18 protein-coding genes are annotated in these 25,023 nt (G+C 74.3%); 12 read left to right on the forward strand and 6 right to left on the reverse strand.

Annotation, left to right across the window (positions count from 1 at the left end):
* The first annotated feature begins 39 nt into the window (after positions 1-39).
* Positions 40-1,101 carry a threonine aldolase family protein gene (locus tag NXY84_RS10780; RefSeq protein WP_258727181.1) on the forward strand — a complete coding sequence of 354 codons (1,062 nt, stop codon included), beginning with the start codon at positions 40-42 and terminating at the stop codon, positions 1,099-1,101.
* Positions 1,102-1,249: 148 nt separating this feature from the next.
* Here NXY84_RS10780 and NXY84_RS10785 read toward each other — a convergent pair whose 3' ends face one another.
* The 3 genes from NXY84_RS10785 to NXY84_RS10795 form a co-directional block, all read right to left on the reverse strand.
* Positions 1,250-3,415, reverse strand: coding sequence for a cellulase family glycosylhydrolase (locus NXY84_RS10785; RefSeq protein ID WP_258727182.1), 2,166 nt, complete (start codon positions 3,413-3,415; stop codon positions 1,250-1,252).
* A 214-nt stretch (positions 3,416-3,629) separates the two neighbouring features.
* Positions 3,630-5,945, reverse strand: a complete 2,316-nt coding sequence (locus NXY84_RS10790) for a glycoside hydrolase family 6 protein (RefSeq protein WP_258727064.1) — start codon at positions 5,943-5,945, stop codon at positions 3,630-3,632.
* Between the two features lie 287 nt (positions 5,946-6,232).
* Positions 6,233-7,219: a LacI family DNA-binding transcriptional regulator gene (locus NXY84_RS10795; protein WP_258727065.1), complete on the reverse strand. Its 987-nt coding sequence runs from the start codon at positions 7,217-7,219 to the stop codon at positions 6,233-6,235.
* A 132-nt stretch (positions 7,220-7,351) separates the two neighbouring features.
* Here NXY84_RS10795 and NXY84_RS10800 point away from each other — a divergent pair, with 132 nt between their 5' ends.
* Positions 7,352-10,063, forward strand: coding sequence for a substrate-binding domain-containing protein (locus NXY84_RS10800; RefSeq protein WP_258727066.1), 2,712 nt, complete (start codon positions 7,352-7,354; stop codon positions 10,061-10,063).
* A gap of 62 nt (positions 10,064-10,125) precedes the next feature.
* Here NXY84_RS10800 and NXY84_RS10805 read toward each other — a convergent pair whose 3' ends face one another.
* Complete coding sequence (locus NXY84_RS10805) at positions 10,126-11,952, reverse strand: DEAD/DEAH box helicase (protein WP_258727067.1); 1,827 nt, start codon at positions 11,950-11,952, stop codon at positions 10,126-10,128.
* Between the two features lie 218 nt (positions 11,953-12,170).
* Positions 12,171-12,590: a CoA-binding protein gene (locus NXY84_RS10810; protein ID WP_258727068.1), complete on the reverse strand. Its 420-nt coding sequence runs from the start codon at positions 12,588-12,590 to the stop codon at positions 12,171-12,173.
* A gap of 91 nt (positions 12,591-12,681) precedes the next feature.
* On the opposite strand from NXY84_RS10810, the gene NXY84_RS10815 reads away from it, so the two are divergent.
* The 9 genes from NXY84_RS10815 (at position 12,682) to NXY84_RS10855 (ending at position 20,566) form a co-directional block, all read left to right on the forward strand.
* Entirely contained in the window at positions 12,682-14,139 is a 1,458-nt protein-coding gene (locus NXY84_RS10815; protein WP_258727069.1) for an RNB domain-containing ribonuclease, read from the forward strand.
* Between the two features lie 147 nt (positions 14,140-14,286).
* On the forward strand, positions 14,287-14,874 hold the full coding sequence (locus tag NXY84_RS10820) for a CDP-alcohol phosphatidyltransferase family protein (protein WP_258727070.1): 588 nt from the start codon (positions 14,287-14,289) through the stop codon (positions 14,872-14,874).
* 44 nt (positions 14,875-14,918) lie between these two features.
* Positions 14,919-15,827, forward strand: coding sequence for a DUF881 domain-containing protein (locus NXY84_RS10825; protein WP_258727071.1), 909 nt, complete (start codon positions 14,919-14,921; stop codon positions 15,825-15,827).
* Positions 15,828-15,849: 22 nt separating this feature from the next.
* A complete protein-coding gene (locus NXY84_RS10830; protein WP_034628570.1) occupies positions 15,850-16,182 on the forward strand; it encodes a small basic family protein in 333 nt (110 codons plus the stop codon).
* Positions 16,179-17,663: a DUF881 domain-containing protein gene (locus NXY84_RS10835; protein ID WP_258727072.1), complete on the forward strand. Its 1,485-nt coding sequence runs from the start codon at positions 16,179-16,181 to the stop codon at positions 17,661-17,663. The genes NXY84_RS10830 and NXY84_RS10835 overlap by 4 nt, the downstream gene beginning before the upstream one ends.
* A 134-nt stretch (positions 17,664-17,797) precedes the next feature.
* On the forward strand, positions 17,798-18,319 hold the full coding sequence (locus NXY84_RS10840; protein WP_258727073.1) for an FHA domain-containing protein: 522 nt from the start codon (positions 17,798-17,800) through the stop codon (positions 18,317-18,319).
* Positions 18,316-19,119, forward strand: coding sequence for a MerR family transcriptional regulator (locus NXY84_RS10845; RefSeq protein ID WP_258727074.1), 804 nt, complete (start codon positions 18,316-18,318; stop codon positions 19,117-19,119). Before NXY84_RS10840 ends, NXY84_RS10845 begins: the two co-directional genes overlap by 4 nt.
* A gap of 76 nt (positions 19,120-19,195) precedes the next feature.
* Positions 19,196-19,765, forward strand: coding sequence for a bifunctional nuclease family protein (locus NXY84_RS10850; RefSeq protein WP_258727075.1), 570 nt, complete (start codon positions 19,196-19,198; stop codon positions 19,763-19,765).
* Positions 19,766-19,966: 201 nt separating this feature from the next.
* Positions 19,967-20,566, forward strand: coding sequence for a MerR family transcriptional regulator (locus tag NXY84_RS10855; protein WP_309485082.1), 600 nt, complete (start codon positions 19,967-19,969; stop codon positions 20,564-20,566).
* A 77-nt stretch (positions 20,567-20,643) separates the two neighbouring features.
* Here NXY84_RS10855 and NXY84_RS10860 read toward each other — a convergent pair whose 3' ends face one another.
* A complete protein-coding gene (locus NXY84_RS10860) occupies positions 20,644-21,420 on the reverse strand; it encodes a ParA family protein (protein ID WP_258727076.1) in 777 nt (258 codons plus the stop codon).
* Positions 21,421-21,588: 168 nt separating this feature from the next.
* On the opposite strand from NXY84_RS10860, the gene NXY84_RS10865 reads away from it, so the two are divergent.
* Complete coding sequence (locus NXY84_RS10865; RefSeq protein WP_258727077.1) at positions 21,589-24,990, forward strand: pyruvate carboxylase; 3,402 nt, start codon at positions 21,589-21,591, stop codon at positions 24,988-24,990.
* The last annotated feature ends 33 nt before the right edge of the window (positions 24,991-25,023 follow it).

Consider the following 25,023-nt stretch of genomic DNA (forward strand, 5'->3'; position numbering starts at 1 on the left):
CGCGAGCGCCGCACGGACGGTGCGCCGGCGTGGGGGAGACTGGGACGCGTGAACCGACTGCACGACACCGAGCGGCGCGAGCTCGCGTCCGACAACTACGCCGGGGTGCACCCCGAGGTCCTGGCCGCGATCGCGGCCGCGAACGGCGGTCACCAGACCGCGTACGGCGGCGACGCGTACACCGCGCGCCTCCGGGAGGTCGCCGCGCAGCACTTCGGTGCCGGGGCGCACGCCTACCCCGTCTTCAACGGGACGGGCGCCAACGTGCTCGCGCTGCAGTCCGCGCTCCCGCGCTGGGGCGCCGTGATCTGCGCCGAGACCGCGCACATCCACACCGACGAGAACGCCGCCCCCGAGCGGGTGGGCGGTCTCAAGCTGCTGACCGTCCCGACGCCCGACGGCAAGCTCACGCCGGAGCTCGTGGCCCGCCACGCGTGGGGGTGGGGCGACGAGCACCGCGCCCAGCCGGGCGTCGTCTCGCTCACCCAGTCGACCGAGCTCGGCACGACGTACACCCCCGACGAGGTCCGGGCGATCACCGAGCACGCGCACGGCCTCGGCATGCGCGTGCACATGGACGGCGCGCGGATCGCGAACGCCGCCGCGTGGCTCGACGCGCCGCTGCGCGCGTTCACGACCGACGCGGGCGTCGACCTCGTGTCGCTCGGGGGGACCAAGAACGGCGCGATGTTCGGCGAGGCCGTCGTCGTGCTCGATCCCACGGCCGTGACCGGGGTCGACTTCCTGCGCAAGATCGACATGCAGCTCGCGTCGAAGATGCGGTTCGTCTCGGCCCAGCTCGTCGCCCTGTTCGAGGACGACCTGTGGCTGCGCTCGGCCCGGCACGCCAACGCGATGGCGGCCCGGCTCCGCGCCGGCGTCGAGCGGCTCGACGGCGTCGCCCTGACGTTGCCGACCCAGGCCAACGCCGTGTTCGCCGTCGTCCCGCCGCCGGTCGCGGAGCGGCTGCGCGAGGTCCGGCGCTTCTACGACTGGGACCCGGCCACGGGCTCCGTGCGGTGGATGTGCTCGTTCGACACCACCGAGGACGACGTCGACGGGTTCGTCGCGGCCCTCGAGGGCGAGCTGGCGCGGGTCTGACCGCACGCACGAGGCCCCGCGCGGCCGGTGGGGGACCGGACGCGCGGGGCCTCGCTGCTGTCACCCGGACATCACGGGGGGTGACACGTGGGGACAGGTGCGGGGGGCGATCCGCCCGCCCCCCGCACCTGTGCTCAGGGGCCGGCCGTCAGCCGGCGGTGCACGTCGCTCCGTTCAGGGTGAACGCGGTCGGTGCGGTGTTGGTCCCGGTGTGCGCGCCATTGAAGCCGATCTCGACGCTCGCACCGGGTGCGAGGCTCCCGTTCCAGGGCAGGGACGTCGCGGTGACGGCGGCCCCGGTCTGCGACCACGTCGCGCTCCAGCCCTGCGTCACGGTCTGCCCCGACGGGAATGCGAACCCGAGCGACCAGCTCGACAGCGCCGAGGCTCCGGTGTTGGTGAGCCGGAGGGTCCCCGTGAAGCCGGCGTTCCAGCCGTTCGCGGTGTACCTCACGGTGCACGCACCCGTCGCCCGGTCCGGCGGGGTCGTCACCGCGAGCGGCGTCGACGCGGCCGAGACGTTGCCGGCGACGTCCTTGGCGCGGACCGTGAAGCTGTACGCCGTGGCGGGGCTGAGCCCGGTCACCCCGAGGGTGGTCGTCGTGCTCGTGCCGACGAGCGTCGTCCCGCGGTACACGTCGTACCCGGCGATGCCGCTGCCACCTGCTCCGTCGGTCGAGGCGTCCCAGGCGAGGGCGACCGACGTCGCCGTGCCGGTGCCGGCCCGCAGACCCGTCGGCACGCTCGGTGCCGTCGTGTCGGTCGGGGTGGTCCCGGTCGTCGTGCGTGCGGCCACGGCGGCCGACGCGGCCGAGACGTTGCCGACGCGGTCGGTGGCCCGCACCGTGAAGGAGTAGGCGGTGTCGGCGGTGAGCCCGGTCGCGGTGAACGACGTCGTCGTGGACGTGCCGACGCGCGTCGTGCCGCGGTAGACCTCGTAGCCCGCGACGCCCGAGCCGGCGTCGGTCGACGCGGTCCAGGTCAGCGACACGCTCGAGGCGGTGGTCGCCGCGACGGTCACGCCGGTCGGGACCGACGGGGCCGTGGTGTCGGTGGGCTCGCCGCCGCCTCCCGTCGCCTCGCTGAGCGAGATGCCCGTGGTGCTGGCCGCGCCGCCGAGCTTGACCTGGTGGTCGAGGCTGATGAACTTGCCGCCCTCGGCCCACAGCGCGGGCTTCACGAGCGCGTACTTGGCCTCGTCCCACGACACCCAGTCGTTGCCGAGGAGGCCGCCGGTGTCGCCCGAGTTCGGGTTCAGGACCCAGAACGTGTGGTGCAGGCGGTACTTCGCGATGAGGTCGCGCAGCGCCGTCATCCACTTCTGGTTCGGGCCGCCGTCCATGAAGCCGCCCCACTCACCGATGAGGAGCGGCGCGATGTCCTGCTTGTGGATGTAGAGCCAGTTCGGGTCCCACACGTCGCGCTCAAGCGTCGTCGCGTCCCACGTGCCCGTGAACCAGGGCTGCTCGAACACGAGCGGGCCGTAGTCGTGCGGGGAGTACACGAGCTGGTCCTGGTTCGCCCCGAGGTCGATCGGGTGGTCGGCGACGCCGCGCAGCTGGCCGCCCCACCACGTGTTGTACCAGTCGTCCTTGTTCTTCGAGGTCCAGCTCGCGCCGTCCTTCGGGTACACCGCGGTGCCCTCGACGAAGATCAGCAGGTTCGGGTTGATCGCGAGGATCCGCCTGCCGGCGGTCTCGGCGAAGTGCTTGAAGTTGTCCGCGTCGGTGGTGTCGTTCCACTTCGCGAACTCCGGCTCCGAGAACGAGCCGTGCGGTTCGTTCTTGACGTCCGCACCGATGATCGTGTCGTTGGTCCTGTAGCGAGCGGTGACCCACTCCCACGCCTCGTAGACCTTCTCGGTCGTGATCGAGCCCTTCCACCACATCGGGTAGACGTGCCCGGAGTTGTCCGCCTCGGCGCTGTGCAGGTCGAGGAACACCTTGAGGCCGTACTTCTCGCACAGCTCGAGGAACCGGTCGAAGATCTGCAGGTTGTCCAGGCCGACCAGGTCCGGGTTCGCGAACGTGTTGACGTTCGGCGCCGCGACGGTCCTGCCCTGGGACCACTCGAGGAGCAGCTGCGCGGAGATCGGCACGCGCACGACGTTGAGCCCGCGGTCCGCCATGGCCTTCGTGGTCTGCTCGAGGTTCGCGGACCACAGCCCGTGGAACACGCGCTCGCTCGCGTTGAACCCGAACCAGTTGACGCCGGTCAGCCAGACCTCCTGGCCGGCCTCGTCGACGATCTGGTTGCCCTCGACGTGCAGCCAGTCCTGCGCGGGGGCGGCCTGCGCGGGAGCCGCCAGGACCATCGGGCCGGCGAGGACCGCGGCGGCGGCGGCGGCCGAGACCGCGGCGCGCAGGCGGCGCGGGGCCGCCGACCAGGGTGCGTGGGACACGGAGGGGACCTTCCGGTTCGGTGGTGCTGGTGCTGGTGCTGGTGCTGGTGCTCGTGCTGGTTCGGGGTGCCGAGCCGTGGTCCCCGCCCGGGAGGGGCGGGGACCACGGCCGACGGTCGTGCGGGTGTCAGCCGTTCGTGCAGACCGCGCCGTTGACCGCGAACGCGGTCGGGGCGTTGTTCGTGCCCGAGTGGCTGCCGTTGAAGCCGATGTCGGCGGTCGCACCGGGCGCGAGCGTGGAGTTCCACGACGCGCCGGCGGCCGTGACCGTCGAGCCCGACTGGCTCCACGTGGCGCTCCAGCCCTGCTGGACCGCCTGCCCGTTGGCGAACGAGAACGTCAGCTTCCAGTTGGTCAGCGGCGTGGTCCCGGTGTTCTTCACCTTGACCGACGCCGTGAAGCCGGAGTTCCAGCTGTTGGCCGCGTAGGTCACGGAGCAGGCACCGGCCGGAACCGTGTCACCCGGCTTCGTGGTGACCGACAGCGCCGTCGACGCCGCCGACACGTTGCCTGCGGCGTCCTTGGCCTTGACGGTGAACGAGTACGCCGTGGCGGCCGTGAGGCCGGTCGCGGTGAAGCTCGTGGTCGTCGACGTGCCCACGGACGTGCCGTTGCTGAAGATCTCGTAGCCCGTCACGCCGACCGCGTCGGTCGAGGCGGTCCAGGAGATGGCGGCGGAGCTCTGCGTGACCGCGCCCGCAACGAGGCCCGAGGGCGCCGTGGGAGCGGTCGTGTCGACCGGCGGGACCGTCGTGTCGTTCGTCGTGCGGACCGAGACCGCGGTCGACGGCGACGAGACGTTGCCGGCGGCGTCCCGGGCGCGGACGGTGAACGAGTACGCCGTGTTGGCCGTGAGGCCGGTCACCGTGTAGCTCGTCGACGTCGAGGTACCGACACGCGTCGCGCCCTGGTAGACGTCGTAGCCCGTGACGCCGACGGCGTCGGTCGAGGCCGTCCACGACAGCGCGACCGAGGTGTTCGTGACCGTGCCGGCCGTGACGCCCGACGGCGCCGTGGGGGCGGTGGTGTCGGTTGGGTCGACCGGGCCGGTGCCCTCGATGACCGGGTAGGCGTTCTTCACGAGGGTGACGAACTGGTCCTCGAACCACTGACCCGCGAGCGGGGCGTTGGGCGTGGCGCCCGTGAGCGCGCCGGCGAGCTTCGGGGAGTTGAACGTCGGGTCGCACATGCGGTCGAACCGCTTGCCCTGGTCGTTCGGGATCTCCGACGACGCACCGTCGGACTCGCCCGGAGGCTTGATCCAGACGAACGCGTCGAGGTGCGAGGCGGCGTAGCCCGACGGGGTCGCCTGCGGACGCTCACCGATGCCGGCGCCCAGCGGGTTGCACCACGCGCCGCGGTGCACGCGCTTGTCGATGCGGGACTGGTCGACGTAGGTGTCGAGCGTCGTGCTCGTCGAGGCGGCGGTCGGACGCGCGGGGCCGCCCCAGCCGTTGCGCGACGTGTCGATGAGCATGCCGGTGGTGGCCGGGAAGCCCTCGGCGACGAGCAGGCGGTGCAGGTGGGCGGTCCAGTCGATCTCGTCGAAGTCGGGGTTCCACTCGTAGAACTTGGCGGAGCGGACCTGGCCGCTGCCGACCTGCTTGGTCGGGTCCGTCAGGAACGGCTCGACGAGCGGCGTGGTGTTGGCCGTGTTGGTGACGAAGCCGTCGATCGACGCGAAGCCCGCCTTGGTCGTCTTCGCGACGTCGGCGAAGAGCTTGGCGGCAGGACCGGCGTTCGAGTCCCAGCCGAGCCAGCCCGAGTGCGCCGCGTCGATGTAGTTGTAGACGTTCGGGATCGCGTGCAGCTTGTCGAGCGCGTACTTGACGCCCTCGCGGTAGTACGGCGCCGCCTGCTGGCAGGTCGGCTCCGCGATGTTGGTGATGAGGTTCGGCAGCGAGTCCGGCTCGATCGTCGCCGCGATGCGGATGTCCTGGTACTTCGGGTCGGCCAGGAGCGCCGCGATCGGGTCGATGTACTCCGTCTTGTAGCGCGCGAGCCCGGCGTCCGTGGCGGGCAGCTCGCCGTTCGAGGCGAGCGCGTAGCAGTCGCGACCGGGCAGGTCGTAGATGACGAGGTTGAAGACGAGCGGCGTGCCGGCCTTCTTCTGCGCGACGGCGTTGTCGAGGTGGAACTTCAGCCCGTTGCCGTCCGCGTTGCCGGCGATGGCGCTGATGCGGTCCATCCACACCGCGGTCGGCATGCTCTTGATCGCGCGCATCTTCGCGGCGAGCGAGGCGTCCGAGGCGCGCGTGGCAGCGCTCTCAACCGCTGCCGACCAGGTCGGGTTCACGTACTGCGTCGCACCCGCGTACGGGTTGTCGACGTGCGCCTCGGCCGCCTGGGCGCCGGTGGCGACGAACGTCAGCGGCGCGATGACGAGTGCCGCCGCGGCTGCGGCGGTGGTGGCGGCCCTCAGCCGCTTGGGGATCTTGGACACACGGTCCTCCGGGTTGGGATCGGCGTGCCGGTCCCGAAGCAGGAGGGTCCGGGCACGAGTCGCCCGGGGTGAGTCCTCGGCGACTGCCGTGAACCTCACACGCGGCGCCCCGGCGCGGGCAGCGGGTGAAGCGATTAGGCGTTTCCGCGTTACCTAATCGTGACCTGAGCGCGCTCCCGGTGGGCGCGCTGGGTCGCAGGGTCGCGGCGAGGTGCGAGTCGCGTCCGGGGGCGACGGGGCACGCGTGCTGGAGCCGCGACGACCACGTGCCGCCGCCGGAGCGCGGGTCAGCGCGAGCGGGGACCCGTGCTCCCGCGCACCGCGATGCCGCCGATCGGGACCGTGCGCTCGACGTCGGGCGTGCCGTCGAGCACGGCGAGGACCGCCTCGCCCGCCGCCGTCCCGAGGTCGCCGAGCGGCAGGGGGAGGGTCGTGATCGACGGGGTCGCGAGCCGGCACAGCGCCGAGTCGCTTCCCGCGAGGATCGACAGGTCCCAGGGCACCTCGAGCCCGGTGCGGCGCGCCACGTCGAGCGCCGCGACCGCCATCTGGTCCGAGTCGTACACGACGACCGACGGGGGGACCGGCGCCGTGAGCAGCCGCCGCGTCGCTGCCGCGGCCTCCTCCGGCGTCGCGTTGGTCGCCTCGTGCACGAGCGTCCCGCCGACCGCGTCCATCGCCCGCCCGAGCGCGTCGAGCCGCAGCCGGGTGCGGTGCAGCGTGGCCGGCGCCGTCACGGCGGCGACGTCGTGGTGGCCGAGCTCGAGCAGGTACGTCGCGACGCGCGAGTAGGCCTCGTCCTCGTCGAGCGAGACCGACGCGAGCCCCTGCGCGACCGACGGGGGGCCGAGCACCACGGCAGGCGCCCGCATGCGGCGCAGTGCCTCGACCCGTGGGTCCTGCGTGAGGACGTCGGTGACCACCATGACGTCGAACCGCCGCTCGGCCCACCACTCGCGGTACGTCGTGACGGCCGCCTCGGCCGAGTCCACGATCTGCAGCACGAGGGCCAGCCCGCGCTGCGCGACGACGTCCTGCGTCGCCGTGACGAAGTCGAGGAACGACGTCGCGTGCGCGGCGGCCCCGGCGCCGCGGCTGAGCACGAGACCGACCGCGCGCGGGCCGGTCCGCATGGAGCGCGCCGCCGCGCTCGGACGCCAGCCGAACTCGTCCGCGACCCGCAGGACCCGCTCGCGCGTGGCGGCCGAGACCCCCGGCCGACCGTTCAGCGCGTACGACACGACGGCGATCGACACGCCCGCCGCACGTGCCACGTCGGAGATCGTGGGGCGGCGGGAGAGCGATCCTGGGCTGTCTGCTGCGGGTGTGACCACAATCGCCTAGTGTGTCGCCCGATGCGTGCGAGCGCATCGTCTCGGCTCCGATGACGTGGACGAGGAGTGTGCATGGGCACGATTCGGCGCGGCCCGGTGGCGGCGAGCGCTCGGCGCACCATCGGCGTCCTGTCCCCGGTCGTCGGGGGCTTCTACTTCGGCGGCCTGATCGCCGGCGTCTCCCGTGCGGCACGCACGTCGGGTCACCGCGTCGTCGCGGTGCAGACCTACCCCGCGGGCCTCGACCGCGAGCGCTACCCCGACGAGCCCCTCCTCGAGGTCCCCGTCGCGCTCGGTGCGGTCGACGGGATCGTCATCATCGCGAAGGCGGTGCGCCACGACCGGCTCGCGTCGGTCCAGGAGTGGGGCCGCCCGGTCGTCATGATCAGCGAGGACGAGACGCAGCTCCCGGCGCCGGTCGTCGTCCCCGACAACGCGGGCGGCGTGTGCGCGGCGGTCGAGCACCTGCTCGAGCACGGGCACATGCGCATCGCGTTCGTGGGCAACCTCGCGCAGCGCGACATCCGCGAGCGCTACGAGGCGTACCGCGAGACGCTCGCGGAGCACGGCGTCGAGCCGGACCCGGAGTGGTTCTACGAGACGGTCGACAACCACGAGCAGGGCGGCGCGGACGCGGCCGCCCGGTTCCTGGCGGCGGGCGTGCCGACCACGGCGACGGTCGCCGCGACGGACCGCAACGCGATCGGCTTCCTGCGGGCGCTGCGCGCGAGCGGGCTCGTCCTGCCCCGCGACCAGGCGGTCGTCGGGTTCGACCACACCGAGAGCGGCGCGCGCCTCGTCCCGCGACTGTCGACGGTCGACCCGCACAACGACCGGGTCGGCGAGCTCGCGGTCAAGCTGCTCCTCGCCCGCCTGCGCGGCGAGGAGGTGGCCACGGGCGCGCACCGGGCGCCGGCGACCCTCGTCACGCGCGAGTCCTGCGGGTGCGGCGAGCCCAGCACGACGCCCGACGCGTGCCACGACGACGGTGCGCTCGACACGTACGGCTCGACGCCGGCCCGGGCGCGGCTGCGGCGCCTGTCCGACACCGGTTTCGCAGGCCCGTCGGCGGCGGCGGGAACGCGCCGGGCGGGCGACGAGGCGCGCACGAGCTGGCTGCACGCGGTGGTCGACCCGATCGCGGCGGCCGCCGAGCGCGGGTCGGCTCCCTCCGGTGTCGCCCTGGGCCGCCTCGCGGACCTCACGTCGGCGCTCCAGCCCCACCCCGAGGCGCTCGAGCAGCTCGTGTCGGCCGTCCGGGACCTCGAGAGCGAGCTCATGGGCGCGCTCCCACCGACGTCGGACCGGCTCCCGGTGCTGCGCCGGGTGACGACCGAGGTGCTGCTCACGCTGACCAAGGGCTGCACGCGACCGATGCTCGCGCGTAGCGGGTACCTCGAGCGGACGATCGCCGACCAGTACGAGGTCGACATGGACCTCCTGCGCGGCAAGGGCCCGAGCCCTCGCGCGCTGACGTGGCTCCCGCGGGCCGTGCGCGGACCGGCGTGCCTGGGCCTGTGGGTCGGTCACGAGCGCTCACCGGGCGACCGGGAGATCGAGATCGTCGGGGTCAACGACACGTCCGGCACGCTCTCGCGCCTCATCGGGCTGCGCACGCCAGCGAGCCAGTTCCCGCCCCCGGCGCTCACCCGCGCGGGGACGATCGGGAGCACCGAGCTCACCTTCGTCATCCCGGTGACCTTTGGCGGCAGCGACTGGGGCCTGCTCGCGATCGACGGGAACGTCGAGACCCGCATGACGAGCGCCCGGGACAAGTACAACCACTGGGCCGCCCTGCTCGCGGTCGCGCTCGACCAGGAGCGGCTCGTGGCCTCGCTGCGCGACCAGCGGCGGGCCCTGGAGCAGGCAGCAGCACGCGAGCGGGCGCTGGCCGACACCGTGCGCGCGAGCGAGGAGCGGTACGCGCTCGCGTCGATGGCGGCCCAGGACGGCACGTGGGACTGGGACGTGTCCGCGGGCACGGTCTACTACTCGCCGCGGTGGAAGCAGACGCTCGGGTACGACGAGGACGAGATCGGCTCGTCCCCGACGGAGTGGCTCGAGCGGGTGCACCCCGACGACCGCGACGAGCTGTCCGCGTCGATCGCCGCGCAGCTCGGTGGGGCCCGCACGCCGCTCGAGCTCGAGCACCGCGTGCGCACGTCGTCGGGCGACTACCGCTGGATGATGTGCCGCGCGGTCACCGTGCTCGACGACGCGGGGTGCCCGGCCCGGCTGGTCGGCGCGCTCGTCGACATGACCGAGCGCAAGGAGCAGGAGCTCGCGCTGCGCCGCAACGCCCTGCGCGACCCGGAGACCGGTCTCGCGAACCGCATGCTCTTCCTCGACCGGCTCGGCGCCGCGATCAAGCGCACCCGTCGCTCGGGGGACTTCGACTGCACCGTCGTCCTCCTGCGCGTCGTCGCCGAGCCGGGTCACCCGCTGCGCGACGACGGCACCGAGCTCGGCGACGGGGACGTCGAGGTGCGACGCGAGGTGGTGCGCCGGCTGCGGCGCGCGCTGCACGAGGGCGACTCCGCGGCTCGGCTCGGTCAGGACGAGTTCGCGGTGCTGCTGGACGACGTCGGTGCGGGCGGCGACCCGGTGCGCGTCGAGGAGCTCCTGACCCACGTCCGGACCGACCTCGGCGTCGACGTCGCCGTCGGGGTCCTGTCGAGCATCCAGCGCTTCCACGACGCCGACGACGCGCTGCGCGAGGCCGACATCGCCCTGCTGCGGGCCCAGACGCAGCCCGACCCCCGGCGCCGCTCGACCGTGCGCTGATCGAGGGCGGCCGGGGGCCGGGTCGTGCTGCGGGCGGGCGCGGGCCGGGTGGCCCGGCCGGCTCAGCGAGCGGCGTGCGGGCGGACGTGACGCTCGCGCGAGTCCGAGCGGTTCTCGGGACGGCGCTCGCCGCGGTGCGTGCTCGGACCGGTCGGTCGCGAGGCGCCCTGGCCGGTGCGCGGGCCCGGTCCTTCGTCGACGCGGATGCGCAGCGGACGGCCGGCGACGCGCGCACGCCCGAGGCGGTCGAAGGCCTCGGGGGTCAGGCCGCCGGGGATCTCGACGAGCGAGAAGCTCGGGAAGATGTCGATCTTGCCGAGGTCCTTGCCGGTCAGCCCACCCTCGTTCGTGAGCGCACCGACGATCGCGCCCGGCTGAGCGCCGTGCGTGTGCCCGACCGCGATGCGGTACCGGAGCGCGCCGTCCGGGCGGTGGCTGGTCCGGCGCGGACCGGAGCTCGACGCGGACGACCGCTGGCCGTCACGCTCGGGGGACAGCGACGCCCGGGACAGCGCGTCGTCGAGGTCGTCGCCGTGGGCCGGTCGCGCGCTCGGGCCGGTGTCGCCGACGGCGAGCGCCGCGAGCACCGAGACGAGCTCCACCGGGTCGACGCCCGGGTTCGCGGCGAGGTACTCGCCGACCGCCGTGCGGTAGAGGTCGAGACGGCCGAGGGCCGCACGCTCCTCGACCTGACCGAGCAGCTTCGTCACGCGGTGCGCGGAGACGTCGGCGGGCGAGGGGATCTGGATCTCCTCGAGGCGCTGGCGGGTGGTCCGCTCGATCGCGCGCAGGCGGTGCTGCTCGCTCGGCGTCACGAACGTGAGCGCCTCGCCGGTGCGCCCGGCACGGCCGGTGCGGCCGATGCGGTGCACGTACGCCTCGGGCTCGGTCGGGACGTCGAAGTTGACCACGAGCCCGATCCGGTCGACGTCGAGGCCGCGCGCGGCGACCTCGGTCGCGACGAGCACGTCGAGCGTGCCGTTGCGCAGGCGCTCGACGATCTTCTCGCGGTCGCCCTGCGCGACCTCGCCCGAGATGTACGCCGCGGGGATGCCGCGCTCGACGAGGGCGCTGCCGACCTCCTCGGCCGCGCCGCGGGTGCGCACGAAGACGATGGCGGCCTCGGCGTCCGAGACGGCGAGGACCCGCGCGAGCGCGCCGGTCTTGTGCCGGAACGGCACGACCGCGTACGTCTGGCGGATGTCGGTCACGGTCGACGACTGGCGCGAGACCGTGATCTCGACGGGGTCGGTGAGGTGGTGCGCGGCCACGCGGCGGATCGCGGGCGGCATGGTGGCCGAGAACAGCGCGACCTGGCGCTGGGTCGGGGCGAACGCGAAGATCTTCTCGACGTCCTCCGCGAAGCCCATGCGCAGCATCTCGTCGGCCTCGTCGAGCGCGAGGAAGCGCACGTCGTCGAGGCGCAGCGTGCGCCGGTCGAGGTGGTCCATGACGCGGCCGGGTGTGCCGACCACGATCTGCGCGCCGCGGGCGAGCGCGCGCTGCTGCGGGAGGAAGGGAGAGCCGCCGTAGACGGCGACGACCTCGACGCCGGGCAGGTGCCGGGCGAACGACTCGATGGCCTCGGCGACCTGCATCGCCAGCTCGCGCGTCGGGGTCAGGACGAGAGCCTGGACCTGGCGGAGCTCGGGGTCGATCGCGGCGAGGAGCGGCAGCCCGAACGCGGCGGTCTTGCCGGTGCCGGTCTGGGCGACGCCCGTGATGTCGCGGCCGGCGAGCAGCGCCGGGATGGCCTCGGCCTGGATCGCGGACGGCGTCTCGAAGCCGAGGTCGGCGATCGCGCGCTCGAGCGCCTCGGGCAGGCCGAGGTCGGCGAAGGCGGGGCCGCTGGGGGCGGTCGCGGGCAGCGTGGGGTCTGTCATGGTCATGTGGGATCACCGATCGTGTGCGGGGGAGTGGCGTCGTGGCCGGCCAGGAGGGCCGTCCAGGAGGTCGCTTGTCCCGAACACATCGACGGTGCGGACACCGGCACAGACACACGAGGGAAGCGCGACAAACTCCGGGGGTGCCTCAAGACTACCGGGCAGGCGCCGACCTGGCGTGCTGACCGGGGGTGACGTCGGGCACACGGGCCCAGGACGCCGTGTCACGCGAGGCCCGCGCGCCGCCCCTCGATCACCGGGCACGTGTCCATGACGACGTCGAGCCCCGCGGCGAGCGCGCGCTGCGCGGCCTCCTCGTCGACCACACCGAGCTGCAGCCACACCGCGCCGGCGCCGACCGCGATCGCGTCGTCGACGACGGCCCCGGCGAGCCGCGAGTTCACGAAGACGTCGACGACGTCCACCCGCCCGGGGACGTCCGCGAGCGCCCGGTACCCACGCGCGCCGTGGACGGTCTCCGCCCGGGGGTGGACGGGGACGATCTCGTGGCCGAGCGTGCCCTGGACGTAGGCCGCGACGCCGAACGCCGCGCGCGCCCGGCTGGTCGACAGCCCGACGACGGCCCAGCGCCCGGGGCTCGTCAGGAGCCGGTGGATCACCTCGGGGTTGTTGACGTGGCTCACCCGCTCAGCGAACCACAGCGGCCCGCCCGGCACAGCGTCGACGCCCGGCGGGCACCCGGCAGGCCACGGGGGCCGGCCCTACTGTGAGGGCGTGCCGAGACCATCGCTGACCCTGGCCGCCGACGGCGACGTCCTGCGCGGGGCCTTCGCCGCCGTCCGCCGCGAGCTCGAGGTGCCGGAGGAGCTGCCCGCCGAGGTGCTCGCCGAGGCGCACGCCGCCGCGACGTCGGGCACGGACCCGTACGCCGACGAGCGCACCGACCTGCGGGACGTCCCGTTCGTGACCATCGACCCGCCCGGGTCGACCGACCTCGACCAGGCGGTGCACCTCGCCCGCCGGCCGACCGGGTACCGGGTCCGGTATGCGATCGCGGACGTCGCCGCGTTCGTCCGTGCGGGCGGCGCGATCGACGGGGAGGCGCACCGGCGCGGGGAGACCGTGTACTGCCCGGACGGGCGTGTCCCGCTGCACCCCGAGGAGCTGTCCGAGGGTGCGGCGTCGCTGCTCGCCGCTGTCGAGCGGCTCGCCGTCGTGTGGACGTTCGACCTCGACGCGGACGGGGCAGTGACCTCGACCGATGTGCGTCGCGGCCGGGTCCGCAGCCGCGAGCAGCTCGACTACGCCGGTGTCCAGGCGGCGCTCGGGTCGGCGGGCCGCGACGACCTCCCGACCCTGCTCGCCGAGATCGGGACGCTGCGGGCGCAGCAGGAACGGGCCCGCGGGGGCGTCTCGCTCGGCCGCCCGGAGCAGGAGGTCACGCCGGACGGCGACGGCTGGCGCCTCGAGTACCGGGCGCCGCTGCCGGTCGAGGACCACAACGCGCAGGTCTCGCTGCTGACGGGCATGGCCGCCGCGGGCCTCATGCTCGACGCCGGGGTGGGCGTGCTGCGGACCATGCCCCCGGCCGACCACGAGGCGCTGGCCCGGCTGCGGCGCCAGGCGCGCGCCCTGGGCGTCGCGTGGGCCGACGGCCAGGAGTACGGTGACGTGCTCGCCCGGCTCGACCACACGCAGCCGGCGACGGCCGCGTTCCTCTCCGCCGCGACCGCGCTCTTCCGTGGGGCGGCGTGGACGACGTTCGACGGCACCCCGCCCGCGCAGGAGCTGCACGGCGCGATCGCCGCGCCGTACGCGCACGTGACGGCGCCGCTGCGCCGGCTCGTCGACCGGTACGGCCTCGAGGTGAGCCTCGCGGCGCACGCCGGCCGGCCGGTCCCGGAGTGGGTCACGGCGGCGCTCCCGACGCTCGGTGAGGAGATGGCCCAGGCCGCCCGGCGGTCGTCGGCGGTCGACCGCGCGTGCACGGACGTCGTCGAGGCGGCCGTGCTCGCCCCGCACGTCGGGGAGGTCTTCGACGGGGTGGCGCTCGACCACGACACCGTCCAGCTCACGGACCCCGCGGTCGTGGCCCGCTGCGACGGCGAGGACCTGCCCGTCGGCGAGCGCGTCCGGGTGCGGCTCGTGCGCGCCGACGTCGACGCCCGTGACGTCCGCCTCGCGCTCGACGCGACCGCCCCGGACGCGCCGGTGGCACGCCCGCGAGCCTGAGGCGGCCCGGAGGACCGGCGCCGCGCCGGTGCCCCCGACGGGCCACTTCTCCCCGCGGTCGCTGGTCACCCGCGTGTGCCGGTCCGGCACGCCCGCGCTCCCGCATAGGATCGTCCCCGTCCATCCGGGTCGACGTCAGGGGAGGCAGTGACCGAGCAGGGTGCCGTCTCGGATCGCGTCCTGACCGTCCCGAACGTGATCAGCCTCGTCCGGCTGGTGCTCGTCCCGGTGTTCGCGGTCCTCATCGCTGTCGGCAACGACGGGTGGGCGCTCGTCGTGCTCGCGGTCTCGGGCGCGAGCGACTGGCTCGACGGGGTGCTGGCGCGGCGGCTCGGCCAGGTCTCGAAGCTCGGGCAGATGCTCGACCCCGCGGCGGACCGCCTCTTCATCCTCGTGACGCTGCTCGGGCTGGCGTGGCGCGACCTCGTGCCGTGGTGGCTCGTCGCCGTGCTCGTCGCGCGCGACGTGATGCTGCTCGGGCTGTTCGCGGTCGTGGCGCGGCACGGCTACGGCCCGCTGCCGGTCCACCTCGCGGGCAAGGCCGGCACGTTCGCGCTGCTCTACGCGTTCCCCCTCCTGCTGCTCGCCGAGTGGCGCGAGCCGATCGGGACCGTCTGCTACGTCCTCGGCTGGGCGTTCGCGTGGTGGGGTCTCGCGCTGTACTGGTTCGCGGGCCTGCTCTACGTCGTCCAGGCGCGCCGCCTCCTCACCGTCGACGAGCGCAGCGACGCATGACCTCCCGGCACCGTCCCGCGCCGCGGCCGACCACCGTGCCGCGCGTGGCGGACGCGTCGATGACGCTGCTCAACGAGGTGATCCGTCGCCCGCTCGACCCCGGGTACGCGATGGTCGCCGAGCGGCGCCGGAGCCAGGGCGACCCGCCGCGCTCGAGGCCGCGTCGGGTGCTGCTGCTGCTCACCGCCGTCGGCCTCGGTATCGCGACGACGGCAGCGACTCTCGCGCTGCGGGCACCGGAGCCGTCGGTCCTGGCGGCGCGGACGCTCCTCGAGGAGCAGATCGCGGAGCGCACCGCGAGCGTCGAGCGGCTGCGTGAGGAGAACGCCGACCGCAGCCGGGAGATCGCGGACCTGCAGGCTGCGGTGCTCGCGGCCGAGGACACCGAGCTGCTGGAGCGGATCGCCGCGGACTCGCTCGTCTCCGGTGCCGTGCCCGTGACGGGGCCGGGGCTGCGGATCACCATCACGGACGGCCCCGCCCGGGCGCCCGACGAGGAGGCGCTGTCCCGCGTGCAGGACCAGGACCTGCAGATCCTCGTCAACGGGCTGTGGGCGGTCGGCGCGGAGGCGATCGCCGTGGACGGGCAGCGCCTGACGTCGACCACGGCGATCCGCAGCGCGGGCAGCGCGATCCTCGTCGACCTCGTCCCGCTCTCCGGGCCGTACGTCGTCGAGGCGATCGGCGACACCCAGAAGATGCACACCGGCCTCGCGCGCTCGAGCGTCGGCCCGTACCTCAGCGACCTCACGGTGAGCTGGGGCATCGGGGTCGACATCGCGTCGCAGACCCAGCTCGAGCTGCCGTCGGCCGCGCGACCGGGCCTGCGGTCCGCGAGCGTGCCCCTCGGCGTCCCCCTCCTGGGTGGCGCGGGCGAGGGCCCGGTGGGCACGGGCACACCGACGGGTACCGTGACGGGCGAGCAGCAGGACCCGGCGGGGTCCGGGGGATGACGCGCATGAGGAGGAGCTGTCCGTGATCGCAGTGATCGGCCTGGTCGTGGGCGTCGTGGCGGGGCTCCTCGTGCAGCCCACCGTGCCCGTCGGCCTGCAGCCCTACCTGCCCATCGCGGTCGTGGCGGCGCTCGACGCGCTCTTCGGCGGTCTGCGGGCGCTGCTCGACGGGATCTTCGACGACCGGGTCTTCCTCGTGTCGTTCCTGTCCAACGTGGTCGTCGCCGCGTTCATCGTGTTCCTCGGCGACCAGCTCGGGGTCGGGACGCAGCTCTCGACCGGCGTCGTGGTCGTGCTCGGCATCCGGATCTTCTCGAACGCGGCGTCCATCCGTCGCCACCTGTTCAAGGCATGACGCGCCCACCGGAACCCCGGGAGCGGGCCGAGGTCGACGCCGGACCGGTCGACCCGCCCGCCGAGGCCGCGACCCCCGTCGAGCCGACCCCCGCCGAGGAGCCCCTCGCCGAGGAGCTCGAGGTGCCGCGCCACGACGTGCCCTCGGACGAGGCCGCGTGGGAGCGCGCCGCGCGCGCGGCGGCGCACGACGACGCGCCGCTCGGGGACGCGGGGCCGACGGACGCGTACGACGACGAGGTGGCGCCCCCCACCCGGCTCGTGCCGCGCGTCGCGCCGGCAGCGTCGGTGACCGGCGACCTCGGGTCCGACCCGGTCGCCGCCCCGGCGGGCACCACCGACGACGACGCCGCCGACCGCGCGGTTCCGCCCGAGGGCGAGCCCGAGGCCCTCGGCCCGGCCGGCCACGCGGGCGACGGGGTCCCCGGCGACGCACCCGTCCCCGACGCGCACGAGGTCGACGCACCCGAGGTTGCCACGCACGACCTCGACGCGCACGACCCCGGCGACCGCGACCTCGGGCCGCACCACGACGACGTGTCCGACGGCCCTCCCGCCGCACCCACGGACGAGGTGCACGAGGCCGCGGACGGCGCCTTCCCGCTCGACGCCGGGGGAACTCCGCCCGGTGTCCTGGCGCCCGACCCGGCGTCGACCGGCCCGGGCACGTCCGGGCCGGCACCGGTGCCCGCCGCTCACGCACCCGTCCACGCTCCTGCGCCCGGGCCGGCACAGCCGTCCGGCGACGTCCCGCCGCCCGAGGCCTGGCGCACGCTCGGCCGCAGCCTGCGGCCCCGGGTCAACCGGGCCCAGGTCCTCGCGGGACTGCTCTGCGGGATGCTCGGCTTCGCGGTCGTCGTGCAGGTCCGCCAGACGCACGACGAGGGCCTGTCCACGCTGCGCCAGTCGGAGCTCGTCGGCATCCTCGACCAGACGACCCGCCAGGGCGACGAGCTCGAGCGCGAGGCCGACTCGCTCGAGCGGACCCGCCAGAAGCTGCTCAGCGGCTCGACCAGCAGCCAGGCCGCGCTCGACGCCGCGATGAGCAGCGCCGCGACGCAGGGCATCCTCGCGGGCCGGCTGCCCGCCGAGGGACCGGGGCTGAGCATCACCGTCGCCGACCCCGACGGCGTCGTCGCGGCCCGGTCGCTGCTGAACCTGCTCGAGGAGCTGCGCAACGCGGGCGCCGAGGCCGTGCAGCTCAACGACCTGCGGATCACCGCGAGCAGCTACGTCGTCGAGGGCGAGGGCCGGGGGGTCGTGGTCGACGGCGTCGCGGTCGAGCCCCCGTACCGGTGGCTGGTGATCGGCGACCCCGCGACCATGGGGAACGCGATGGAGATCCCGGGCGGGGCGTTCGCGACCATCCGCAACGACGGCGGGCGCCCGACCGCCGTGCAGCAGGACGAGCTCAGCATCCTCGCCACCCGCACGGTCCCCGAGCCCCGCTTCGCGACCCCGCTCGCGCCCGAGGAGGGCTGACGCCGGTCCTGCGTGGGGTGTCCGTGCGGGTCGACCGGAGTCGCGTGCTGCATGCAGGGGCTGCGTCCGCATAGGCTGTGCGCGACCCGGCACCCGTGCCGTGGTCGTAGGCACGACGAGTCCCGGGAGGCGGCATGAGCGACGAACGGCACCTGCCCGAGCAGCGTGGTGCGCAGGACGCCGGGCAGTTCGCCCGGACGTCGTCCGACACGACGATCAGCTTCGGCAACCTGGACCCGGTCGACCTCGACCTGGTCGCCCCCTCGGGCCTCACGGCCGACGAGCTCGCGGCGGTCCAGGCGCTCCCGCCGACGTCGGCGCTCCTGATCATGCAGCGGGGACCGTCGGTCGGTGCGCGCTTCCTGCTCGACGCCGAGCGCACCGTCGCCGGGCGCAGCACGGACGCGGACGTGTTCCTCGACGACGTCACGGTCTCGCGCAAGCACGCGGAGTTCGTCCGCGAGGGCGACGAGTTCGTCGTGCGCGACATCGGCTCGCTGAACGGCACGTACGTGAACCGCCGACGCATCGACGCGGCCGCGCTGCGCGCCGGTGACGAGGTGCAGATCGGCAAGTACCGCCTGACGTTCCACCCGAGCCCGGCGCGGGACGGCGACCGTCGCGGCCCTGCGAGCTCTGCCGACGCCCGGTCATGAGGGCGGGCGAGCGCGCGTCCCGGCTCGCCGCAGGCTCGGAGGGTGTCGCATCGGGAGCTCCTGACCCGCAGTCGGGCGAGGACGCCGTCGTCGAGCCGTGGCCCCGGGGCATCTCGCGCCGCGCGTCGATGCGGATCTCCGACGTGCTGGCCGCGCTGCGCATCGAGTTCCCCGCGGTCACCAACAGCAAGCTCCGTTTCCTCGAGGAGCAGGGGCTCGTCGAGCCGGTCCGGACGCCCGCGGGCTACCGGCAGTACAGCCCGGCGGACATCGAGCGGCTGCGCTACGTGCTGCGCCAGCAGCGCGACCGCTACGTCCCGCTCAAGGTCATCGGGGAGCAGCTCGCCGCGCTCGACGCGGGGGAGGACGACGAGCCCGCACCGCGTGCCCAGCTCGCGACGCGCGACGGAGTCGTGCAGGGCCCGGCGGTCGCGGCGCGCTACACGGGCGACGCGCTCGCCCGGGAGGCGGGCGTCGACGTCGCGCTCGTCGACGAGCTGGTGCGCTCGGGGGTGCTGCGTCCGAGCGTGTCCGGTCACTTCGACCCGTGGGCCCGGGACGTCGTGGTGCTCGCGGCGGCGCTCGGCGAGCACGGGGTCGACGCGCGTCACCTGCGCGTCTTCCGCGCGGCGGCGGACCGCCAGGCCGACCTGGTCGAGCAGATCGTCGCGCCCTGGCGCGGCCAGAACGCCGCGTCGTCGCGTGCCCGCGCCGGCACCCTGGCCGCGGAGGTCGGCGAGCTCTGCACGCAGCTGCACACCGCCCTGCTCCGTTCCGCCGTCTCGGGTCTCACGTCCTGAGCGGTGCGTCACGAGGCGCGCGAGCGCGCGGGGTTCTCGTGCAGACGCGCGGCCGTTCGGGTCGTAGCGTGAGGGTGTGGCGGACGACGAGCAGCTGGTGCAGGTCGAGGTCGTCGGGGTGCGTCAGCACCTCGTGGACGACGAGCTCGTCGTGCTGCTCCTGGACCCGGCCGCGGAGCTGTTCGTCCCGATCCTGATCGGCCCGACGGAGGCGACCGCCATCGCGTCGGCGCAGGCCGGCATCGTGCCGCGCCGGCCCATGACCCACGACCTGCTGTGCGACGTCGTGGCGGCGCTCGGGTCGGCGGTCGCGACGGTCGAGATCACCGAGCTGCGCCAGGGCGTCTTCCACGCGGCGCTCGTGCTGGCGTCCGGGGTCCGCGTCGACTCGCGCGCGTCGGACGCGATCGCGGTGGCGGTGCGCGTCGGCTGTCCGGTGCTGTGCGCCGCGGAGGTCGTCGCGGTCGCCGGGATCGAGGCGTCGGACGGGCCGTCCGAGCAGGAGGTCGAGCGTTTCCGCGCGTTCCTCGAGCAGGTCAGCGCGGAGGACTTCCTCACGGGCCAGGAGCCTGGCGACCCGGGGACGCACGACGAGGACACGGAGGAGGACGCCGGCGACGACCCGGAGCAGCGACCCGGCGCGTGAGGATCTCACCCTCAAGCAGAGGGTGAGACACGCCGGAGCGACACGCCGGTTCGGCGCGTCGCTCCGCGTCGTTGACGCCCCCAGGGTGCAGGCTTAGCGTTGCAAGGTCAGACATCCGAGGCAGGACGGCGCCGCAACGCACGACGCGGCCTCCTGAGCAGGCGCCGATCAGGGCGGGTGCGGGCGGTGAGTGGAGGACTCGTGAGCGGCAGCGGGGAGAGCGTGGAGGTCGCGGGCGGGGTCCCGCAGCGCGCGCAGGGGCTGCTGTTCGGCGACGAGCTGCCGGACCTCGACACGGCGACGGGGTACCGCGGTCCCACGGCGTGCCGTGCCGCCGGCATCACCTACCGCCAGCTCGACTACTGGGCGCGGACCGGGCTCGTCGAGCCGACGATCCGCCCGGCGACCGGCTCGGGCACGCAGCGCCTCTACAGCTTCCGCGACATCCTCGTGCTCAAGGTCGTCAAGCGGCTGCTCGACACCGGCGTCTCGCTGCAGCAGATCCGCGCGGCGGTCGGCCACCTGCGCGAGCGCGGCGTCGACGACCTGGCCCGCATCACGCTCATGTCCGACGGCGCGAGCGTCTACGAGTGCACGTCCGCCGACGAGGTCATCGACCTCGTGCAGGGCGGGCAGGGCGTCTTCGGCATCGCCGTGGGGCGCGTCTGGCGCGAGGTCGAGGGCACGCTCGCCGAGCTGCCGACCGAGCGCGCGGACGACGACGCGCACGACGCCGTCCCGGCCCAGCCGAGCGCGGCGGACGAGCTCGCGGCGCGCCGGCAGGCCCGCACCGCCGGCTGACCGGAGCACGAGAGGACCCGGGTGCGCACAGCGCACCCGGGTACCGACGCGTGCGCCGGCTGACGGCTGCTGACGGCTCAGCGCGAGCCGGGTGCCCGCAGCGCGCGCTCGAGGAGGTCCTCGAAGACCTGCGCGAGCTCGGCGGCCGCAGCCCCGGGCCAGGCGTGCACCGGCTGGGCGGCGCCCTGCGCCTGCTGCAGCGCGGCGCGCTCCGGGATCTGGGGGGCCAGCACGAGCGGTCCGTAGAGCGTGCGGAGCTCCTCGAGCCGGAACGCCTGCTCGACCGAGCGCGAGCGCACCCGGTTGACGACCACGCCGAGCGGCTGGAGCGACGGCGCGACGCCGCGGCGCAGCTCGTCGATCGTGCGCATCGCCCGCCCGACGGCCATGACGGAGAACAGCCCGGGCTCCGTGACGATCACAGCCCGGTCGCTCGCGGCGAGGCCGGTGCGGGTCAGCCCGCCCAGCGACGGCGGGCAGTCGACGAGCACGAGGTCGTACCCGCTCACCCAGGAGAGCGCGAACCGCAGGCCGTCGAGCCCACCGCCGGCGTCGTCGAGCCGGTCGTGGCGCACGGAGCGGGACGAGCCGACGAGCACGTCGAGGCCGTCGTCAGCCCACGAGCTGGGCACCGTGGCCCGCAGCATCGTCTCCGCGGTGGGGTCGTCGAGCACCGCGGCGACGTCGTCCTGGCCGTCCGCACCCGCGCCCAGCGCGAGCGTGCAGTCGGCCTGCGGGTCGAGGTCGACGACGAGCGTCCGCAGGCCCAGCTCGAGCGCCGCCGAGGCGAGGCCGAGCGTGACGGACGTCTTCCCGACACCACCCTTGAGGCTGCACACTCCGAGGACCAGCACGGCGTCACGGTAACGCCGTGATCAGTCCTCGCACGAATCCCTGCGCCGAAACAGAACCGTGGCAGGATTCCGACCGGTGCCCCGCACCGGTGTTCGGTATGCGGTTGGTCATGACCGGCCCCGGCGCCGGTCGCTACGGTGCTGCCGAATCTACGGATGGGGTGAGTCGTGTTCTCCAAGGTGCTGGTCGCGAACCGCGCTGAGATCGCCGTGCGGGCGTTCCGCGCCACGTACGAGCTGGGCGCGCGCACGGTCGCCGTGTTCCCGCACGAGGACCGGAACTCCGAGCACCGGCTCAAGGCCGACGAGGCGTACCCGATCGGGACGCCGGGCCACCCGGTGCGTGCCTACCTGGACATCGAGGAGATCATCCGCGTCGCGCACGACTCGGGCGCGGACGCGATCTACCCGGGCTACGGGTTCCTCTCGGAGAACCCGGACCTCGCCCGTGCGGCGCAGGCCGCCGGGATCACGTTCATCGGTCCTCCGCCCGAGGTGCTCGAGCTCGCGGGCAACAAGGTCCGCGCGCTGCAGGCGGCGCGCGACGCGGGGATCCCGGTGCTCCCGTCGACCGCGCCGTCCAAGGACGTCGACGAGCTCATCGCCGCGGCGGACGAGGTCGGCTTCCCGATCTTCGTCAAGGCCGTCGCGGGCGGTGGCGGGCGCGGGATGCGTCGCGTCAACACCCGGGAGGCGCTGCCCGACGCGCTCGCCGCGGCGATGCGCGAGGCGGACGCCGCGTTCGGCGACCCGACGGTGTTCCTCGAGCGTGCCGTCCTGCGCCCGCGGCACATCGAGGTGCAGATCCTCGCGGACGGCGAGGGCAACGTCGTCCACCTCTTCGAGCGCGACTGCTCGCTGCAGCGGCGCCACCAGAAGGTCGTCGAGATCGCGCCGGCGCCCAACCTGGACCCGGCTGTCCGGGACGCGCTGTGCCGCGACGCCGTGGCGTTCGCCCGGAGCATCGGCTACCAGAACGCCGGAACCGTCGAGTTCCTCCTCGACACCGTCGGCGAGCGCGCGGGCGAGCACGTCTTCATCGAGATGAACCCCCGCATCCAGGTCGAGCACACGGTGACCGAGGAGGTCACCGACATCGACCTCGTCTCGTCGCAGATCCGGATCGCGGCGGGGGAGACCCTCGCGGACCTCGGGATCTCGCAGGAGACGGTGCGGGTCAACGGGTCGGCGCTGCAGACGCGCATCACGACCGAGGACCCGGCGAACGGCTTCCGCCCCGACACGGGCCGGATCATCGCCTACCGCTCGCCGGGCGGCGCGGGCGTGCGCCTCGACGGCGCGACGGCGACGGCCGGCTCGGAGATCTCCGGGCACTTCGACTCGATGCTGGTCAAGCTCACGTGCCGTGGGCGGGACTTCCCGACGGCGGTGCGCCGTGCGCGTCGCGCGCTCGCCGAGTTCCGCATCCGCGGGATCCGCACGAACATCCCGTTCCTGCAGGCGGTGCTCGCGGACCCGGAGTTCGCGGCGGGCCAGGTGTCGACGTCCTTCATCGACGAGCGCCCCGAGCTGCTCGCGGCGCGCGAGAACCGCGACCGCGGGACGCGGCTGCTGTCCTACCTCGGCGACGTGACGGTCAACCGTCCGCACGGCCCGCGGCCCTCGGACGCGATCGACCCGCGCACCAAGCTCCCGAAGGTCGACCTGACCGCTCCGGCGCCGCACGGCAGCCGCCAGCGCCTGCTGGAGCTCGGTCCCGACGGCTTCGCGCGGGCGCTGCGCGAGCAGACCGCCGTGGCGGTCACGGACACGACGTTCCGCGACGCGCACCAGTCGCTCCTCGCCACGCGCGTGCGCACGCACGACCTGCTGGGCGTCGCGCCGACGCAGGCCCGCGCGCTGCCGCAGCTGCTCTCGGTCGAGGCCTGGGGCGGGGCGACCTACGACGTCGCGCTGCGGTTCCTCGGCGAGGACCCGTGGGAGCGGCTCGCGGCGCTGCGCGAGGCCATGCCGAACCTCGCGATCCAGATGCTGCTGCGCGGGCGCAACACGGTCGGCTACACGCCGTACCCGACCGAGGTGACCGAGGCGTTCGTGCGCGAGGCGACCGCGACGGGCATCGACATCTTCCGGATCTTCGACGCCCTCAACGACGTCGAGCAGATGCGGCCCGCGATCGACGCGGTGCGCGAGGCGGGGACCCCGGTGGCCGAGGTCGCGCTGTGCTACACGGGCAACCTGCTCGACCCGGCGGAGGACCTGTACACGCTCGACTACTACCTGCGCCTCGCGGACCGCATCGTCGAGGCCGGCGCGCACGTGCTCGCCATCAAGGACATGGCGGGTCTGCTGCGTCCGGCCGCCGCCGCGAAGCTCGTCACGGCGCTGCGGTCGCGGTTCGACCTCCCGGTGCACCTGCACACGCACGACACGACGGGCGGCCAGATGGCGACGCTGCTCGCCGCCGTGGACGCGGGGGTGGACGCGGTGGACGCGGCGAGCGCCGCGATGGCCGGCACGACGAGCCAGCCGCCCATGTCCGCGCTCGTCGCAGGGCTCGAGCACACGCCGCGCGACACGGGCCTGAGCCTGCGCACGGTGTGCGACCTGGAGCCGTACTGGGAGGCGGTGCGCCGTCTGTACCGGCCGTTCGAGTCGGGCCTGCCCGGTCCGACGGGCCGCGTGTACGAGCACGAGATCCCGGGCGGGCAGCTCTCGAACCTGCGCCAGCAGGCCATCGCGCTGGGCCTCGGCAGCCGGTTCGAGGACATCGAGTCGACGTACGCGGCCGCTGACCGGATCCTCGGCCACCTCGTGAAGGTCACGCCGTCGTCGAAGGTCGTCGGGGACCTCGCGCTGCACCTCGTCGCGCGCGGGGCGGACCCGGCGGAGTTCGCGGCGAACCCGCAGGACTTCGACATCCCCGACTCGGTGATCGGCTTCCTGTCCGGGGAGCTCGGCGACCCGCCCGGCGGCTGGCCCGAGCCGTTCCGCTCGCGCGCCCTCGCGGGCCGCACGGTGCGGACGGCGATCACCCCGCTCAGCGACCAGGACCGCCAGGACCTGGACGGGGACTCCGCGACGCGCCGCGACCGCCTGAACCACCTGCTGTTCGCGGGGCCGACCAAGGAGTACGAGACGTTCAACCGCGCCTACGGGGACGTGAGCGTGCTCGACACGACGCGCTACCTCTACGGCATGGCGGCGGGCGACGAGGTCGACATCGTGCTCGGGCGCGGCGTGCGGCTCCTCGTGGCGCTCGAGGCCGTGGGCGAGGCCGACGAGCGCGGCATGCGGACGGTGATGTTCACGCTGAACGGTCAGATCCGCCCGCTGCAGGTGCGCGACCGCACGGTGGAGGTCGACATCGCAACCGCCGAGAAGGCCGACCCCGGCACGCCCGGGCACATCGCCGCGCCGTTCGCGGGTGCGGTCACCCCGGTCGTGCAGGAGGGTCAGGCGGTCGAGGCCGGGCAGACCGTGGCGACCGTCGAGGCCATGAAGATGGAGGCCGCGATCACGACCCCCGTGGCCGGCAAGGTGCAGCGGCTCGCGATCGGCGCCGTCCAGCAGCTCGAGGGCGGCGACCTGGTGATGGTCGTCGCCTGACCCGGCGGGGGTCGGCCGCCTGCCGCGGTCGAC

Origin of the sequence: Cellulomonas sp. NS3 (assembly GCF_024757985.1) — a bacterium.
GTDB lineage: Bacteria > Actinomycetota > Actinomycetes > Actinomycetales > Cellulomonadaceae > Cellulomonas_A.

What these genes read in the sequence shown, in the direction of transcription:
- NXY84_RS10785 (WP_258727182.1), bottom strand. Translation starts at nt 3,415, where the DNA reads ATGGTCCTGGCGGCTCCCGCGCAGGCCGCCCCCGCGCAGGACTGGCTG.
- NXY84_RS10800 (WP_258727066.1), top strand. Translation starts at nt 7,352, where the DNA reads ATGGGCACGATTCGGCGCGGCCCGGTGGCGGCGAGCGCTCGGCGCACC.
- NXY84_RS10805 (WP_258727067.1), bottom strand. Translation starts at nt 11,952, where the DNA reads ATGACCATGACAGACCCCACGCTGCCCGCGACCGCCCCCAGCGGCCCC.
- NXY84_RS10835 (WP_258727072.1), top strand. Translation starts at nt 16,179, where the DNA reads ATGACGCGCCCACCGGAACCCCGGGAGCGGGCCGAGGTCGACGCCGGA.
- NXY84_RS10840 (WP_258727073.1), top strand. Translation starts at nt 17,798, where the DNA reads ATGAGCGACGAACGGCACCTGCCCGAGCAGCGTGGTGCGCAGGACGCC.
- NXY84_RS10845 (WP_258727074.1), top strand. Translation starts at nt 18,316, where the DNA reads ATGAGGGCGGGCGAGCGCGCGTCCCGGCTCGCCGCAGGCTCGGAGGGT.